We start from the raw sequence: 16,688 nt of genomic DNA on the forward strand, positions 1-16,688 counted from the left end.
GTGCCCGCCGGTCCGGGCGCCGGGGATCAGGTGAGCCCGGCGCGCCGCGCCCGCTCGACCACCTGGCCGATGACCTCGGCCACGTGGTCGATGTCCGCCTTCGTGGAGGTGTGGCCCAGGGAGAAGCGCAGCGACCCCCGCGCCTGCGCCGCGTCGCGTCCCATCGCCAGCAGCACGTGGGACGGCTGGGCCACGCCGGCCGAGCAGGCCGACCCGGTGGAGCACTCCACCCCCTTGGCGTCGAGGAGCATCAGCAGGGCGTCGCCCTCGCAGCCGGGGAACGAGAAGTGCGCGTTCCCCGGCAGCCGGTCGACGGGGTCGCCGTTGAGGATCACGTCCGGTACGGCCTGGCGTACCCGCTCGATCAGGTCGTCCCGGAGCGCGGCGAGCCGCTCCGCGGTCGCCGCCTGGTTCTCCACCGCCACCCGGATCGCCGCGGCGAAGCCCGCGATGGCGGGCGCGTCGAGCGTCCCGGACCGGATCTCCCGCTCCTGGCCGCCGCCGTGCAGCACGGGCACGGGCTCGATACCGCGGGCGAGGAGCAGCGCCCCGGAGCCGATCGGGCCGCCGCACTTGTGACCGGAGACGGTCATCGCGTCGACGCCGGAGCCGGCGAACGAGACCGGGAGCTGGCCGACGGCCTGGACCGCGTCGGTGTGGAAGGGGATCCCGTACTCGTGCGCGATCGCGGCGAGGGCGGGGATCGGCTGCACGGTCCCCACCTCGTTGTTCGCCCACATCACGCTCACCAGCGCGACGTCATCGGGGTCGCGCTCGATGGCGGCGCGGAGCGTCTCCGGGTCGAGCCGCCCGTGCTCGTCCACCTCGAGGAGCTCGACCGCGGCCCCCTGGGTGTCGGCGAGCCAGCGGGCCGGATCGAGGACCGCGTGGTGCTCGACCGCGCTGATCAGGATGCGCGGCCGCTTGCGCGCCCAGAACAGCCCTTTGATCGCGAGGTTGTTCGCCTCGGTCCCGCTCGCGGTGAACACCACCTCGCTCGGGCGGGCCTCCAGGGCGTTCGCGATGGTCTCGCGGGACTCCTCCACCACGCGGCGTGCCCTGCGGCCGGATGAATGGAGGGATGAGGGGTTGCCGACCTGCCCGAGCTCCGCGGTCATCGCGGCTATCGCCTCTGGAAGCATCGGCGTGGTTGAGGCATGGTCAAGATAGGCGATACCCACAGCCCCTCCCCCTAATGGAGCACTCGCTCCCAGGGTAACCGCGGCCCCGGGCTCCGGATCTCCCGGCTCGCGCCCGGACCACCGGTCGGCCCGGTCGCGACCGCCCATCCGGCCCCGGCGCCGGGGATCCGCGGCCTCTCCCGCCGGAGCGACGATCACACGCCCGCGGGGTACGGAAGCCCTGATCTTGAGGCATCACCCCCCGCGGTCCGCCGGGCCGGGCTCCATATCGGCCGCCCCGGAGACTCTGCCCGTTCGCCGTGCGCGCCAGGCCGCTCCAGAGGACGAACGCCGCCTCGGCGAGAGAGACCGCGTCAGGCGAAGAGCAGGCTGGCGATCGCGCCGGGCGTTGGAACGCGAGGCCGGGCGCAGAGAAGCGAGGACGACGGCTGCCTGAGAGAAGCCGGGGCCGCGCCCGGACGAAGCAAAACGGGAGCCGGGTGAAGAGAGCGGGGACCGCGCCGGGCGAAGAGAAACAGCCGGGCGAAGAGAAACAAAGGGAAAAGCGGCGCCGCGTGCGCGGCGCCGCTTCCACGCCAGACCACCGCACTCGTTCCGCCTCGCGGCGGAAGGCGGGAGGTCACTTGCGCTTCTCGATCTCCTCGATCAGCTGCGGCACGACCTTGTGCAGGTCACCCACCACACCGAAGTCCGCGATCTCGAAGATCGGCGCCTCCGGGTCCTTGTTGATCACCACGATCGTCTTCGAGGTCTGCATACCGGCCCGGTGCTGGATCGCGCCCGAGATGCCCGCCGCGATGTACAGCTGCGGCGAGACCGTCTTACCGGTCTGCCCGACCTGGAACTGGTGCGGGTACCACCCGGCGTCGGTCGCGGCCCGGGAGGCGCCCACCGCGCCACCGAGGGAGTCGGCCAGCTTCTCGATGATCCCGAACCCCTCGGCCGAGCCCACACCGCGGCCACCGGCGACCACGATCGCCGCCTCGGTCAGCTCCGGGCGGGCGCCCTTCTCCTGCGCCACCCGCTCGACGATCCGCGCGGCCTTGTCCGCGTCCGACAGGGCCACCTCGACCCGCTCCTCGGCGGCCGCGCCCTGGGCGGCGACCGGGGCGGTCGCGTTCGGCCGCACCGCGATGATCGGCGTGCCCTTGGTCACCCGGCTGCGGACGTTGATCGCCCCACCGAAGATCGACTGCTCGGCGACGAACCCCTCACCCAGGCCGACGGCGTCGGTGATCACGCCGGAGTCGGTGCGCACCGCCAGCCGGCCGGCGATCTCCTTGCCCTCCGGCGTGGCCGCGATCAGCACACCGGCGGGGGACTTCTCCCCGATCAGCTTGGCCAGCAGGGCCACCTTCGGGGCGACGACGTACCCGGTGATCTCCTCACCGTCGGCGACGTAGACCTTCTCCGCGCCGTACTCGGCCAGCTTGGCCTTCGCCGCCTCCGAGTACCCGGGGCCGGCCCACACCGCCGACGGGGCGCCCAGCTGCCGGGCGAGCGTCAGCAGCTCCAGGGTGACCTTCTTGACCTCGCCCTCGACGTGCTCGACAAGAACCAGAACCTCAGCCATGACCAAGCTCCTCAGCTCAGATGAACTTCTTCGACGCGAGGAACTCGGCGATCTTCACGCCGCCGTCGCCCTCGTCCTTGACGACCGTGCCGGCCGCGCGAGGCGGCGCGGCGGCGAACTCCACGACCTCGCTCCAGGCGTTGGCCAGGCCCACCTGGTCGGCGGCGATCTCCGCGTCGGCGATGCCGAGCGTCTCCACCGGCTTCTTCTTGGCCGCCATGATCCCCTTGAACGACGGGTAGCGCGGCTCGTTGATCTTCTCCACCACCGACACCACCGCCGGCAGCGACGCCTCGACCTTGTCGAAGCCGTAGTCCGTGAGCCGCTGGATGGTGATCGCCGACCCGTTCACCTCGACCTTGTTGGCCAGGGTGAGCTGCGGTACCCCCAGCCGCTCGGCCAGCATGGCCGCCAGCACGCCGGTGCGGGCGTCGGTGGACTCCGAGCCGAGGATGACCAGGTCGAAGCCGATCTTCTTCAGCACCTGCGCCAGCGCATAAGAGGTGGACAGCGCATCCGACCCGTGCAGGGCGTCATCGCACAGGTGAACCGCCTTGTCCGCCCCCATGGCGAGCGCCTTGCGGATGGTGTCGGTCGCCTTGGCCGGGCCCATGGTCAGGACGGTCACCTCGCCCCCGTGGGCCTCCTTCAGCCGCAGCGCCTCCTCGACCGCGTACTCGTCCAGCTCGTTGAGGACGCCGTCGGCGGCCTCACGATCGAGGGTCTTGTCATCGGACTTCAGCTTGCGCTCGGTCGCCGTGTCGGGGACCTGCTTCACGCAGACGACGATGTTCATGGCCGGTGGCCGACCTCCCCTTTTCCCTTCGGCTGACGCCGCGATCATCGGTACGTGCGGTGGGGCACGCATCCCTTAGAGTGCCAAAGCATGTCTGAGCGGCTTGACGAGGGGTGGCCTCAAGCGCGCTCATGCACTCCCACGCTAGGTTACTCACGAGTAGCCTAACGGCAAGCCCTGTGATCTGCACTCCGGCCCCGATTGATCACGCCGCACAAGTCGATCATCCGCCATCACACCACACCGACGGATGGTCTGGAACCGGGCACAGACCGGATCGGCCGACGATGGGCTGCGGCACCCCACGGCGTCCCGGCGCCCGTACGGCACCCCGCGCCTCGGCCACCGGACGGGCGCACCGGGACGCGGCCCAAGGCCCCACGGCGATCGCCGGCACGGGACACGGCCCAAGGCCCCACGGCGATCGCCGGCACGGGACGCGGCCCGGGACCCGCGGCGATCGCCGGCACGGCGCTCCACCATCCGGCGTCGCCCCGCGCCACGCGCCACGGCCGTCCGAGGCCACCGGATCCCGCCGCGCCGTACGGCCCGGCGGGACGATCGCGGCGAGCCGGGCGGCGTCACCCGGCGGCGACCAGGCCGATCAGGACGGCGAGCACCGCGCCGACGGCGAGCAGCAGGGTCGTGGTGCTGAACAGGCTGCTCAGCAGGGCCCACACCGCCACGGCGCCCGTTCCCCCCACCGCGTCCGTGAGCACCCGGTCCCGGGCCCGCTCGAACATGCCGAGCCCGGCGTCGGCGAGCACCACGAGCCCGTAGAGCACGAGCAGGAGCAGGGAGAGCTCGGGGAGGTGGGTGCGCGCGGCCGAGGCGAACAGGCCGACCACCAGGGCGGAGCCGATGATCCACCGGCGGTGCACCTTGCGCCGGTGCCGCCGGCGCGCCTCCTCGGCCGCCGAGGGCGGCCGGCCACCGGGACGCCACTCCCGGGTGGGCTCATCGGCGGGGTTCCGGGCGGGGAGCGTCCTGGTCCGCGGCACCGCCCGCCGCGGCGGCGCCGACTGCGCCGCGGCGGCGTTCCCCCGCACCTCCGCCTCGATCCGCGCCACCACCTCGGCCGCCGTCGGCCGGGCCGCCGGGTCGGCGGCCATGCAGTCGACGAGGATCGCGGCGAGCCAGGGCGGCACCCCGGACAGGTCGGGGTCGTGGTGGACCACCCGGTAGGCGACCGCGGTCGGCGGCCCGGTCCCGTACGGCTGCCGCCCGGTCGCGGCGAAGGCCAGGGTCGCCCCGAGCGCGAACACGTCGGCCTCCGGCCCGGCCGCCTCCCCGTCGATCACCTCGGGGGCGAGGTAGCCGGGCGTGCCCACGACCAGCCCCGACGCGGTGACCGAGGCCGACTCCAGGGCGTAGGCGATCCCGAAGTCGATCACATAGGGCTCGCCGTCGGCGAGGATCACGTTCGCCGGCTTGAGGTCCCGGTGCACCACTCCGGCGGCGTGGATGGACGCCAGCGCCCGGGCGAGGCCGCGGGCCAGCCGGACGAGCCCGTCCCCCTGGATCGGTCCATCCTCCGCGATCACCGTGCTGAGCGGGCGGCCCTGGATGTACCGGGTGACGAGGTACGGCCGGGGTCCCGTGAGCGAGGCGTCGAGGATCTCCGCCACGTGCGGGCCGCGCACCCGGCGCATGGTCTCCACCTCGCGCGCCAGGCGGGCGAGGGCGAGGGAGTCGGCGGCGACGTGCGGATGGAGGACCTTGATGGCGACCGTGTGCCCCTCGGGGTCGAGGCCCAGGTACACCTCGCCGAACCCACCCGAACCGAGAGTCGAAAGGAGGCGGTACCTGTCCAACTGCTCCGGCGCGCCCATCCCGCTCCTCCTCGGTCCCGCGGCCGGCGGCCCGTCCCGCCGGTCAGTTCCAGAAAGTGAGGGAGCTCAATCCGATCCTGTCCATGATGTCGCCGATCACACCACTGATCAGGTTGACGACCGTGTCCTCGCCCTTCCTTTTAAGGACGCTGACCACCTGGGTGATCGCGACCGTCGGCGGGCGCCAGGGCGCCCAGTGGGCGTCCGCCGAGAGCGCGATCATCGACGTGAACAGGGCGAGGACCGCGGCCACGATCAGGAGCACCCTCGCCGCGCCCGGTGTCCTGATCACCGCGCTCAGCGTCCGGGAGACCGCGGCGCGCGGCGCGGCCCCACCGGGGAGGATGAACAGCCCGGCGACGAACGCCCCGGCCGCGTAGGCGGCCGCCGGGTCGGTGCCGAGCCGGCCGATGTAGGTGAGCACGCCCCAGACGCACATGGCGAACATCGCGGCGAGCGGCACGTGGACGAGCGTGGCCAGCCCGCTCTTCACCACCGCCCACGGAGTGCGGAAGATCACGAAGAACGGATCGGTGATGCTGCTCCCCCGGACCGCGCGGCGCCGGGAGACCTCGCCGAATAGGTGGTACCCGACCCGCAGGCAGAACGTGGCCACGATCGCGAACAGGCTCACGGTGACCGGCACCATGCAGGCCAGGGCCACGAGGATCACCAGGAGCAGGGCGGCGAGCATCGGATGCCGCTCCCGGATCGCGGCCCGCTCGCCCGGCCACGTCCGGGGCGGGGCGGCCGGCGGGGCCGGTGGCGCCGCGGGCGGCGGGAAGACGCGCGGTGGCGGGACCGCTCCCGGGTGCCCGGCGACCCACCGGTCTTGGAACGGCGGGCCGGCCACCCGCTGGTCCTGGAACGGCGGACGCGGGGGCGCCGCGGGCGGGGCCGCGTGCCCGGCCGGCGGCGGGGCGTAGGCGGCCGGGGCCGCGGCGGCCCGCTCGGCCGTCACGTAGTTCACCGGGGTGAGCAGGTCGGAGAAGTCGTCCGGGGCGCGCGTGCCGCCGAGCACCTTGGTCTCGCCCAGCGTCGACGCGTCGAGGAGCTTGGTCGAGCCGTCGCGCGCCTGTTCCTGCAGCTCGGCCACGGTGGGGTCGAGCTTCCGGGCGAGCCGGAGCAGCTCGGCCGCGGTCGGGCGGTCCGCGGCCTCCTTGGCGAGGGCGAGCCGCAGCCAGCCGCGCAGCCAGGCGGGGGCGAGGTCGAGCTGGGGCTTGCCCTCGAGGATGTTGTAACAGACCGCCTCGAACGCCCCCGATCCGAAGGGCGGCTGGCCGGTGGCGGCGAAGAACACGGTCCCGCCGAGCGCGTGGATGTCGGCCGCCTGCGTGATCTCCGCCCCGCGGATGATCTCGGGCGCCAGGTACCCGGGGGTGCCGACGAACATCCCGGTCTGGGTGAGCCGGGTGGCGTTCACCAGGTGGGCGATGCCGAAGTCGATGACCACGGGATCGCCGTCGACGAGGATCACGTTCGCCGGCTTGAGGTCGCGGTGGATGACGTCGGCCGCGTGGATCGCCACCAGGGCCTCGCAGAGCCCGCAGGCCAGTCTGATGATCGCGTCGTCCGGGAGCGGGCCGTCCTCGAGCACGGTGTCCTCGAGCGTGCGCCCCGGCGCGTACTTCGTCACCACGTACGGCGTGGGCCCGGTGAGGTCCGCGTCGACGAAGGCGGCGACCCGGTCGCTGCGCACCCGGCGCATGGTGTCCACCTCGCGGATGAGGCGGTCCCGCGCCTTGAGGTCGGACGCCACGTGGGGGTGGAGCACCTTCACGGCGACCTCGGCCCCCGACGGATCGAGGGCGAGGTGGACCACCCCCATGCCGCCCTCTCCCAGCCTGCGGATCAGGCGGTACGGGCCGATCCGCTCCGGAGCCTCAGTAGCCGACATGCCGTCCCCCGGTTTCCGCTTGGTCGCGCAGCTCCTTCAGACGATCTATCACTGACTGAACGTTGAAGGGAGGCGCGAAGTGCCCTGACGTCTCCTTACCCGTGAACGTGCCGAGCGTGAGCGCGGCGAACAGCGCCGTGACCGCGCCGATGCCCAGGACCACGGCCTTGGCCGTTCCCCCGTCGGGCACCAGGGCGGCGAGCGTCCGCTCGAGCTGGCCGGTCGGCGCGCGCACCCCGGGCCCGGCGCAGACCGTCCAGAGCGCCACGGCGAACCCCCAGCTCACCGCGGCGGAGGGGTGCATCGCGGTGACCAGGCTGTTGAGCAGCAGGGTCACCGCCGTCCCGAGCAGCGCCCCGTACGGGATGAGGGCGATCGTCACCAGGGCCGACCTGATGAGCGCGGCCGGGTCGGCGAGCACGCGCAGCACGCCGGCGGAGCCGGCCGGGTGCCCGGCCGCGAGCCGCCGGTGCGCGATGTCGGCGGCGCGCAGCAGCACGACCGCCGGGAGCGTGATCAGCAGGGCCGGCTTGGGCATGAGGACGGCGAGCAGCCCCAGCGCGGCGAAGGTCAGCGCGGCCCCCGCCCGGTACACCCGGCCCCCGGCGGGCGCGGGCCGCGGGGTGGGGAACGGCGGCGGCGGTGCCGTGTCCGGGAGCTCGGAGGGGCGCAGCCGGAGCGTGGGGTCGACCTCCGGGCCGTGCGGCTCGCGTGGCGGCAGCCCGCCGGCCGGCCGCCCGCGGTCGGCGTACGGGTACGCGCCGGCCTGGCGGAGCTCCGCCGAGGTGACCCGCCGGGTCGGGATGTCCCCCTCGGCCAGCCCGGGGCCGGGGTGCGAGGGCGGCGTGTGGGGCGGGTGCGCGGGCGGCTGCGGGGTGACCGGGCGGGAGTGCGCCGCCGGGGCCGTCCGTGCGCCCGGCGCGGTGCGCTGCCCCTCGGCGGGGGGCGCGCTCGCGCGGCGCAGGTCGTCGCCGGTCACCCGCACGGTCGGGAACGGGTCCCCGGGCCCGGTCGTGGCGTCGCCGGTCCCCGGCGCGGCGGGCCGGTCCGCGGACATGCCGGTCTGCGGCATCGCGACCATCCCGGTCTGCGGCATCGCGACCATGCCGGTGTGGGGCATCGCGGCCGTCCCGGCCTGCGGCGGGGCCGCCATGCCGGTCTGCGCCGCCGCGGCCCCGGCCGGGGGCGCGGCCGTCCCGGGCGCGGACGGCGAGGTGACGGCGGGGCGCGTCCGGGCGCCGGTGTCCGGTGCGGCGGGGCCACCGCCCGCCTCGCCGAGGTTCGGCACCGTGGTGATCATGTCGGGCCTGCGGGGCGCGCCGGACGGTGACCGTAACCGGGCCACCCACTGGGCGAGCTCGGCCGCGGTGGGGCGCTTCTTCGGGTCGCGGTTGAACGCGGCGCGCAGCACGGGCTGGAGGATCGGGGGCGCGGCGTCGATGTTCGCCCGCCCCGAGGTGATGTTGTAGAAGATCATCTCCAGCGTGCCGGTGCCGAACGGCGGCTCCCCGGTGGCCGCGAAGAGGATCGTTCCGGCCCAGGCGTGGATGTCCACCTCGGGGCCGGCCTCGCCGCCCTGGATGATCTCCGGGGCGAGGTAGCCCGGGGTGCCGATGAACATGCCGGTCTGGGTGAGCCGGGTGGCGTCGACCGCCTGGGCGATGCCGAAGTCGATCAGCACGGGGCGGCCGTCGACCATGAGCACGTTGCCGGGCTTGAGGTCGCGGTGCACGACCCCGGCCGCGTGCACGGCGGCGAGCGCCTCCGCCACCCCATGGGCCACCCGGAGCAGGGCGTCCAGCGGCAGCGGCCCCTCTTCCTTTACGATCTTGTCGAGCGAGGGACCGGGAACATAGCGGGTGACGATATAGGGGCGGTGGCCGGTGACGTCGGCGTCGAGGACCTCGGCGATGTACTCGCTGCGCACCCGGCGCATGGTCTCGACCTCGCGGGACAGCCGCCGGCGGGCGACGTCGTCCCCCGCCACCTCCGAGCGCAGCACTTTGAGGGCCACCTGCCTGCCGTACGGGTCGAGAGCGAGGTGGACCACTCCCATACCGCCCTCACCGAGCCGCCGCAGCAACCGGTATGGGCCCAGACGCTCGTCTTCTTTCATTGCCTAAGCACCATACCGACACAATGAACGCCCATGCTTGCACCATCTCGCCACAAGTCCGCTCATGGCAATGACCGGCAGTCCGGACATGGGCCATCAAAGAGCCAGGGATAGGACCTCTGCTCCGGTCGCCTCGACGAGCGCCGCACCGGAAAGCGCCAGCTTGGAGCGGCGCAGCCCGCTGCCGATCACCACGAACGGCCGGCGCGTAACGTTTTCATCAACGAGCACCGGCCAGTCCTCCGGCAGCCCGATGGGCGTGATGCCGCCGTACTCCATGCCGGTGAGCGACACGGCCTCGTCGTGCGGCGCGAACGACGCCTTCCTCGCCTCGAGGTGGCGGCGGACCACCCCGTTGATGTCCGCCCGGTGGCTCGCGAGCACCATCACCGCGGCGTACCGGGTCTGGCCGCCGCGCTTCGCGGCGACGATCACGCAGTTCGCGGAGTCCTCCGGCGCGACGCCGTAGTGCGCGCAGAAGGCGGCCGTGTCGGCGAGCTCGGGGTCGATCGCGGCCACCTTGGCGTCGATCCCCTTGGCGGCCACGGCCTTGGCCGTCGGCTCGGCGAGCAGGTCGGGCCGGTCCGCGGCCGGCACCCATTCGAGAGCCACTGCGCCCTCCCTTCACTCGGGCGGGCCGGCGTGCGCGCCCTGAGGCGCGGCACCGGTCCCGCGGGCCTGTCACGCTGACCACGGTATCCGCCCGGGATCACCCGTAGATCCCGCTGCCGCAGGCCACCCCGCCGCCGATCATCGAGAAGATCCCGAGGAGCGCCATGATCTCGTGATAGTCATCGGTGGTGAACTCGGTGTGGCGGGGCCCGGCCCGGCGGACCCCGGGCACGATCGCGCACGCGGCCGCGATCGCGGTCGAGTTCCACTCCACCCCCAGGGTGTACGGCGGGGGCACCACGTACGGGCGGAGCTCACCGAGCCTGCCGAGCGCCCGGGCGGCGGCCTCGCGGATCCTCCGGTGGGCGGCCTCGGGCGGGAGCAGCTCGGCGGAGAACCGGTCGATGCCCTTCTTGACCGCGACGGTCTCCACGTCCCCGAGCACCTCCCGGGCCTCCTCGCAGGCCGCCTCGTCCCCGGTCACGAGCGCCACGGGCACGCCGAGCGAGCCGGCGAAGCCGGCGACCAGCCGCGTCTCGCCGCAGATCTCGCCGTTGAGGTAGAGGTTGTGGATCTCCTTGCCCATCCACGTGTGGTTGAGCACCCCGTGGGCGACCCCGGCGCGCGCGTGGTACCCGATGAAGAACGCTGCCGCGAAGTCCGCGGTCAGGCCGTGCCCCATCCGGTACGGCTTGCCCGGCCCTCTGATCAGCGTGGCCCGGGGGTCGAGCAGGTCGATCCGGAGGTTCTTGGTCGAGCCGTGCGCGTCGTTGACCACCACGGCCCCGGCGCCGGCCGCGAAGGCGCCGTCGATCGCCGCGTTCGCGTCCCCCGTCATCAGCTCGCAGCCGCGCTCGTACCCCCGTCCGCCCTGCACCATCTCCTCGGGGTCGGTGAGGCCGGTCACCCCCTCCATGTCCACCGACAGGTAGATCTTCATCGCTCCCCCCACGTCTCCACCTGGCGGGCCTGGTCCTCGGTCATCAGGCCGACCTTCTGCACCAGGCGTGTCTCGACCTGTTCCCGCCAGGGCGGGGGGATCTCCTCGAGCGCGGGGGGATAGTAGTGGTCGAGCCAGCTCGTGGACTCGATCGTCGGCGCGAGGTACTGCGCGGCCTTGGCGAACGGGGTGTGCTCGATGCCGGGCACCCGGGCGCAGCCGTAGGCGACCATCTCCTGCCCGCCGTACGGCGGAGGCTGCTGCCACTTGCGCGCGGGGACGCTGTCGGCGGTGAGGGTGGTGCGGAGCGGGCGGCGCTCGATCGCCGCCTGGATCAGCTCCTTGTACAGGCACTTGCCGCACCGGCCGCACGGCCCGTCCCCGGAGCCGCGCAGGCACCAGCGGACCAGGTCGCGCAGGTCGGACTCGAGCGCGAGCCGCATGGTGACGGCCTCGCTCACCCCGCCGACCGGGAGCACCATGGGCAGCCCGGCCGCGGCGAAGAGCCGGCCCCACTTGCCGTGCGCCGCCCACATCGGGTTGTCCGGGGTGTACCGGTGCACGTAGCGGCCGCCGCCGAGCCAGCGGGAGCCGAGCTCGTACCCGAGCGCGACGCCGCCGAGGTCGAGCTCGTCGGCGAGGAGCAGCGCGCCCACGGTCACCGCGTGGTGCTCCGGGTATCCGGGGCGCGGGAAGCTGAGCACGAACTCCAGGTCGGACTGGACGACGGTCACGTCCCGGCCGGTACGGCGGGCGAGCTTGGCGAGCACGTCGGAGCGGTAGTGCGTCCACCGGTTCGGCACCCTGGGGTGGCTCACCCGCTGGAAGTGCACGAACGGGACGTCCGGGAAGATCGACGCCACGGCCATCGAGTCGGCGCCGCCGCTGTAGGAGAGGGCGAGGCGGCTCCCGGACCGGGGGTCCTCGCCGACCGGCCCGGCGTCCACGCCCCACCCGGTGCGGAGCGCCTCGGCGACCGCGGGGGAGATCGGCCGGTCGAAGGTCACCCGCCGCCGGGTCCACGGCGCCGCCACGGTCCACGCCGCCACGGCGAGGAGGTCGGGGTGGACGCTCGGCACCGGGTACGGCAGGCGGACGTGGCAGGAGTTGGTGCGCAGCTCGAGGCGCTGGCCGTCGGTGCAGGTCCCGGTGGTCTCATCCTCGGGGTCGAGCAGGAAGGCCAGCCGCCAGACGCCGTCGTCGTGGGTCCACGTCACCCGCACGGATCGCTACCCCGCCTGCCGCGCCTCGGTGGCCAGGCGCGCCCGCAGCTCGTCGATGGCCTGCCAGACGCGCACCTCGTTCTGGAGCACCTTGTCGAGCGCCGCGGCGGTCTCGGTCGCGAGGCGGTGCGCCTCGGCCACCCGGGGATCGGAGGCCGGCGCGGCCTGGGCCGGCCGCCCTTCGGCCGCCTTACGGAGCCGGTCGACCTCCTCGCGCAGCCCGACGAGCTCGCGGCGGAGCATGTTGATCTCCCAGAGCGTGTCCTTGATGTCCCGCCGGTGGGAGGTCGCGGTGACGTACCGGGCGTCTAATCGGGCCAGCAGCCATCTCCGCACGGGCGCGAGCGCGCGCACGACGATCCGTCTCATGTACCGCCACAATAGCCGCAATGTTCACGGCTCGGCGGCCTTGAAGATCACCGTCCGGTGAACGTGGGCCGGCGCTTCTCCGCGAACGCGGTCAGGCCCTCCCGCGCGTCCTGCGTGGCGAACAGCCCGGAGAACTGCAGCCGCTCGATCTCCAGGCCGGTGTCGAGATCGGTCTCCAGGCCGCGGTCGATCGCCTGCTTGGCCGCCCGGAGCGCCACGGCGGGCCCGTTGACGAAGCGGGCGGCGAGCTCGCGCGCCGCCGGGTACACCTCGGCGTCCGGCACCACCGTGTCGACGAGGCCGATGGCGAGCGCCTCGGCCGCGCCCACGTGCCGGCCGGTGAAGATCAGGTCCTTGGCCTTGGCGGGCCCGATGAGCCGGGACAGGCGCTGCGTCCCCCCGGCCCCGGGGATGATCCCGAGGGTGATCTCCGGCTGGCCGAGGGTGGCGCCCTCCCCGGCCACCCGGAAGTCGGCGCAGAGCGCGAGCTCGCACCCGCCGCCCAGCGCGTACCCGTTGATCGCGGCGATGACCGGCTTGCCGATCCGCGCGACCGCGGTGAAGCAGTCCTGGAGGACCCGGGAATGGGCCGCCATGTCCGCGTACGACATGGCGGCCATCTCCTTGATGTCGGCGCCCGCGGCGAACACGTGCTCCCCGCCGTAGAGGATGACGGCGTGGACCTGCGGGTCCGCGTCGGCGATCCTGGCCGCCTCGGCCAGCTCGAGCTGCATCTGCCGGTTCAACGCGTTGAGCTTGGGCCGGTTCAGCCGGATGGTCGCGATGTGCTCGGCGACCTCGACCCCGACGAAGTCCCCCATGCGCCGTCATCCTCCTTCGCTCGCTTCAGGGCACCACGATAGAGGCGCGCCTCAGCGAGCCAGCGGAAGCGTGCGCCGCGACGGGCGGATCGGGGCGCGGGCCGCCACCTTCTGGTAGATCCGTTCGTACCCCTCGACCATCACGGAGACGTCGAAGTTCGCCTCCACATGGGCCCGGATCGCCCGCGGGTCGAGCTCGTCGACGGCCTCGATCTTGGCGGGGATCTCGGCGAGGTCCTCGCAGACGTACCCGGTGACCCCGTTCGCCACCACCTCGGGCACCGACCCGCGGTTCAGCGCGACGACCGGGGTGCCGCAGGCCATCGACTCGATCATGACCATGCCGAACGGCTCCTCCCACTGGAGCGGGAAGACCAGGCACCGGGCCTTGGCGTACAGCTCCCGCTTGAGCGTCGCGTCGGCCTCGCCCACGTACTCGGCGTCCGGCCCGAGCAAGGGGCGGACGTACTCGTTGAAGTACGCGTGCTCGATCTCCTCGGTGAGCTTTCCGGCGAGCACGATGCGCCGGCCGGCCGCCCGCGCCGCCTCGATCGCGAGGTGGGCGCCCTTGGTCATGTTGAACCGGCCGATCCAGAGCACCCAGTCCTCTTTGCGCTCGGTGTACGGGAAGGTGGAGACGTCCACCGCGTTGTGGACGCGCCCGACCCAGTTGAGATCGGGGGCGTTGGCCCGCTGCGCCCAGGAGATCGCGACCAGCGAGATGGCCTTGCCCATCGCCCGGTAGACGTCACCGAGCTCGCCGGTGACGTCCCCGTGACAGGTGACCACCGTGGGCGCGGACCGGCCGCCGGCGCTCAGCGGGCCGGCCAGCGAGTGGTCGTGGATGACGTCGGGGTCCAGTTCCTCGAGCAGGCGGTTGACCCGGGCGGCGTGGAGCACCTCGGGCAACGGCTCACCGATGCGGGACGACGGTGGCGTCTCGTAGGTCCGGTGGTCCACCCCGTCGCCCGCACCGATCAGCGTCACCTCGTGCCCACGCCGCCGCAACCCCTGGGTCAGGTCGGCCACCATGGACTCGATGCCGCCGTACGCCTTGGGCGGGATGTCGTACCACGGCGGCGCGACCATCGCGATGTGCAATCTCTCGTGAGCGCTACGCTTTCTCCCTCCGCTGCTCGTCGTCATTCAGCTCCTCCACATTCCGGTCGTCCGCGTGGCCGCCGGTGCCGTCGACGAGGACGCTGAGGGGCGGGCGGGGCTCGTAGTGGACGGTGATCCGGGAGGGCAGCCCGATCACCTCGGTAGTGCCGTCCTCGCTCACCACCACGTCGACCCGTTCGCCGGCGAGCGGCAGCCCGGTCACCCACAGCTCACCGAACTCCTTCGGCAGCGCCGGGGCGATCCACGCCTGGCCGTACGGGATCCAGGGGTCCAGCCGCAGCAGCGACCGCAGCATGTGGATCGGGCTCGCCGCCGCCCACGCCTGGGGGGAGCAGGACGTGGGGTACGGCACCGGCACCGGGAATTCCTTCCTGTCGAACCCGCAGAACAGCTCGGGAAGCCTGCCCCCGAACTCCTCGGCCGCGTCCAGGAGCCCCAGCGTGACGCGCTGGGCCTCCTCTACGAAGCCGTACCGGACCAGTCCGGAGACGATCAAGGCATTGTCATGTGGCCACACCGACCCGTTGTGGTAGCTCATCGGGTTGTAGGCGCCCATGTTCGAGGCGAGCGTCCGGATGCCGAAACCCGTGAACATCTCGTCCGACATGAGGTGGTGGACCACCGACGGCGCCTTGTCCTCGTCCACGATCCCGGTCCACAGGCAGTGGCCCATGTTCGACGCGAGGCTGTCGATCGGCCGGCCAGCGCCGTCGATCCCGACCGCGTAGTAGCCCCGGTCGGGCAGCCAGAAGAGCTCGTTGAAGAGGCGGCGGATCCGGTTGGCCCGCTGGGCGCACCGCCGGGCGGTCTCCTCGTCGCCGGCCTCCACCGCGAAGTGGTATCGGGCGGTGTACGCCGCGTAGACGTACCCCTGCACCTCGGCGAGCGCGATCGGAGCCTTGGCCAGTCTCCCGTCCGCGTAGTTAATGCCATCGAACGAGTCTTTCCAGCCCTGGTTCTGCAGCCCCTGGTCCGTCTTCCTGCGGTACCAGAGCAGCCCCTCGATGGGCCCCTGTTTTTCACCGTACTCTTCGATCCACCGGAGCGCGGCGTCGGCCGCCGGCAGCAGCTCGTCGACCGCCTCATCGTGCAGGCCCCAGCGGCGTAGCTCGCCGAGGAGCATCACGAACAGCGGGGTGGCGTCGACCGAGCCGTAGTAGCAGGAGCCGCCGTGGACGGAGACCTGGGTCTGCACCCCGGACCGCAGCTCGTGCGGGATCTTCCCCGGCTCCTCCTCGGTGATCGGGTCTTCCTTCTTGCCCTGCAGCTCGGCGAGGCGGCGGAGCGTGCCGAGCGCGAGCGACTGGTCGAGCGGGAGCGCCATCCACGAGGTGAGCAGGGAGTCGCGGCCGAACAGGGTCATGAACCACGGCGCCCCGGCCGCGATCGTCGGCGGCTGGTCCGGCTTGTCCTGATCGAACAGCCGGAGCGAGCCCAGGTCCTCGCGGGACCGCTCGAGCGCCCGGGCGAGCGCGCGGTGGGTGGTGCGGACCCGGGGGATGTCCCGGTCCCAGGCGGCGAACCGCACGGCCGGCTCCGCGCTCTGCACCGGGAAGTGCGCGGAGAACCGGGCCTGGACCTCCTCCCCGTCGATGATCGGGTTGGCCTGGATCTTCGTGGACCACTCGCCCCGGGCCGGGACCACGACGCGGAAGGAGAGCCGGCCGGGGGCGACGAGCGCGTCCTCGGTCCGGAGCACCACGCCCCGGGACCTGCTGGGGGAGAAGATCCGCAGGGTGCTCCCCTCGGTGACCGTGTCGACGTCGTGGACGTGCTGGACGCGGCCCACCTTCACCTCGAACAGGTCGGCGATGTCCGAGGCGAGGTGGATGTTCACCAGGCAGCCCACGGTCTCGTCCGACTCGTTGCGGAGCCGGATGTCCTCGCGGAGGCCGCCGCCCACGTACCGGTCGCGGACCACGAGCAGCGTGCTCTCCGCCCGCCCGGGACGCGGCTGGGTCCGCCCGATGAACCGGGCGTGGTACGGCTGGTCGGAGAGGACCTGCAGCGGCTCGACGGGGACGTCGTCGATGCGCAGCTCCCAGCGGGAGAGCAGCCGGGTGTCGGCGTGGTAGACGCCCTGCGCCCCGCCGGAGACGATGTCGCCGGTCCTGGTCGACACACAGAACGAGGTCCCCTCGACCAGCGTCACCGTCGTGTCGCCGAGCGCCGCGGGTTGTCCCTCGAACGTCCACGCGTTCGTCATGATTCACTCCTGATATGGCAAGTGACGCCGGCTCACGGC

Annotated in this window: 13 protein-coding genes; all 13 read right to left on the reverse strand. The window is 73.0% G+C overall.

Annotation, left to right across the window (positions count from 1 at the left end):
- Positions 1-26: 26 nt before the first annotated feature.
- Positions 27-1,175 carry a cysteine desulfurase family protein gene (locus TBIS_RS14090; protein WP_050760698.1) on the reverse strand — a complete coding sequence of 383 codons (1,149 nt, stop codon included), beginning with the start codon at positions 1,173-1,175 and terminating at the stop codon, positions 27-29.
- A gap of 586 nt (positions 1,176-1,761) precedes the next feature.
- Positions 1,762-2,715, reverse strand: a complete 954-nt coding sequence (locus TBIS_RS14095) for an electron transfer flavoprotein subunit alpha/FixB family protein (protein ID WP_013133077.1) — start codon at positions 2,713-2,715, stop codon at positions 1,762-1,764.
- A gap of 16 nt (positions 2,716-2,731) precedes the next feature.
- On the reverse strand, positions 2,732-3,511 hold the full coding sequence (locus tag TBIS_RS14100) for an electron transfer flavoprotein subunit beta/FixA family protein (RefSeq protein WP_013133078.1): 780 nt from the start codon (positions 3,509-3,511) through the stop codon (positions 2,732-2,734).
- A gap of 581 nt (positions 3,512-4,092) precedes the next feature.
- Complete coding sequence (locus TBIS_RS14105) at positions 4,093-5,343, reverse strand: serine/threonine-protein kinase (protein ID WP_013133079.1); 1,251 nt, start codon at positions 5,341-5,343, stop codon at positions 4,093-4,095.
- 43 nt (positions 5,344-5,386) lie between these two features.
- On the reverse strand, positions 5,387-7,240 hold the full coding sequence (locus tag TBIS_RS14110; protein ID WP_013133080.1) for a serine/threonine-protein kinase: 1,854 nt from the start codon (positions 7,238-7,240) through the stop codon (positions 5,387-5,389).
- Entirely contained in the window at positions 7,227-9,356 is a 2,130-nt protein-coding gene (locus tag TBIS_RS19935) for a serine/threonine-protein kinase (RefSeq protein ID WP_013133081.1), read from the reverse strand. Before TBIS_RS19935 ends, TBIS_RS14110 begins: the two co-directional genes overlap by 14 nt.
- A gap of 96 nt (positions 9,357-9,452) precedes the next feature.
- Positions 9,453-9,968, reverse strand: coding sequence for a YbaK/EbsC family protein (locus tag TBIS_RS14125; RefSeq protein WP_013133082.1), 516 nt, complete (start codon positions 9,966-9,968; stop codon positions 9,453-9,455).
- 97 nt (positions 9,969-10,065) lie between these two features.
- Positions 10,066-10,920 (reverse strand): M55 family metallopeptidase, encoded by an 855-nt coding sequence (locus TBIS_RS14130; RefSeq protein ID WP_013133083.1) that lies wholly within the window; start codon positions 10,918-10,920, stop codon positions 10,066-10,068.
- Positions 10,905-12,131, reverse strand: coding sequence for a DUF6395 domain-containing protein (locus tag TBIS_RS14135; protein WP_013133084.1), 1,227 nt, complete (start codon positions 12,129-12,131; stop codon positions 10,905-10,907). Before TBIS_RS14135 ends, TBIS_RS14130 begins: the two co-directional genes overlap by 16 nt.
- Positions 12,132-12,137: 6 nt before the next feature.
- Positions 12,138-12,500, reverse strand: a complete 363-nt coding sequence (locus tag TBIS_RS14140) for a hypothetical protein (RefSeq protein ID WP_013133085.1) — start codon at positions 12,498-12,500, stop codon at positions 12,138-12,140.
- 47 nt (positions 12,501-12,547) lie between these two features.
- Positions 12,548-13,321 carry an enoyl-CoA hydratase/isomerase family protein gene (locus tag TBIS_RS14145; protein WP_013133086.1) on the reverse strand — a complete coding sequence of 258 codons (774 nt, stop codon included), beginning with the start codon at positions 13,319-13,321 and terminating at the stop codon, positions 12,548-12,550.
- A 51-nt stretch (positions 13,322-13,372) separates the two neighbouring features.
- Positions 13,373-14,410: a glycosyltransferase family 4 protein gene (locus tag TBIS_RS14150; protein WP_148231534.1), complete on the reverse strand. Its 1,038-nt coding sequence runs from the start codon at positions 14,408-14,410 to the stop codon at positions 13,373-13,375.
- Between the two features lie 25 nt (positions 14,411-14,435).
- Complete coding sequence (locus TBIS_RS14155) at positions 14,436-16,649, reverse strand: amylo-alpha-1,6-glucosidase (RefSeq protein WP_013133088.1); 2,214 nt, start codon at positions 16,647-16,649, stop codon at positions 14,436-14,438.
- Between the last annotated feature and the right edge of the window lie 39 nt (positions 16,650-16,688).

Source organism: Thermobispora bispora DSM 43833 (assembly GCF_000092645.1).
Classification (GTDB): Bacteria; Actinomycetota; Actinomycetes; order Streptosporangiales; family Streptosporangiaceae; genus Thermobispora; species Thermobispora bispora.

What these genes read in the sequence shown, in the direction of transcription:
- TBIS_RS14095 (WP_013133077.1), bottom strand. Translation starts at nt 2,715, where the DNA reads ATGGCTGAGGTTCTGGTTCTTGTCGAGCACGTCGAGGGCGAGGTCAAG.
- TBIS_RS14100 (WP_013133078.1), bottom strand. Translation starts at nt 3,511, where the DNA reads ATGAACATCGTCGTCTGCGTGAAGCAGGTCCCCGACACGGCGACCGAG.
- TBIS_RS14105 (WP_013133079.1), bottom strand. Translation starts at nt 5,343, where the DNA reads ATGGGCGCGCCGGAGCAGTTGGACAGGTACCGCCTCCTTTCGACTCTC.
- TBIS_RS14110 (WP_013133080.1), bottom strand. Translation starts at nt 7,240, where the DNA reads ATGTCGGCTACTGAGGCTCCGGAGCGGATCGGCCCGTACCGCCTGATC.
- TBIS_RS19935 (WP_013133081.1), bottom strand. Translation starts at nt 9,356, where the DNA reads ATGAAAGAAGACGAGCGTCTGGGCCCATACCGGTTGCTGCGGCGGCTC.
- TBIS_RS14140 (WP_013133085.1), bottom strand. Translation starts at nt 12,500, where the DNA reads ATGAGACGGATCGTCGTGCGCGCGCTCGCGCCCGTGCGGAGATGGCTG.
- TBIS_RS14145 (WP_013133086.1), bottom strand. Translation starts at nt 13,321, where the DNA reads ATGGGGGACTTCGTCGGGGTCGAGGTCGCCGAGCACATCGCGACCATC.
- TBIS_RS14150 (WP_148231534.1), bottom strand. Translation starts at nt 14,410, where the DNA reads ATGGTCGCGCCGCCGTGGTACGACATCCCGCCCAAGGCGTACGGCGGC.
- TBIS_RS14155 (WP_013133088.1), bottom strand. Translation starts at nt 16,649, where the DNA reads ATGACGAACGCGTGGACGTTCGAGGGACAACCCGCGGCGCTCGGCGAC.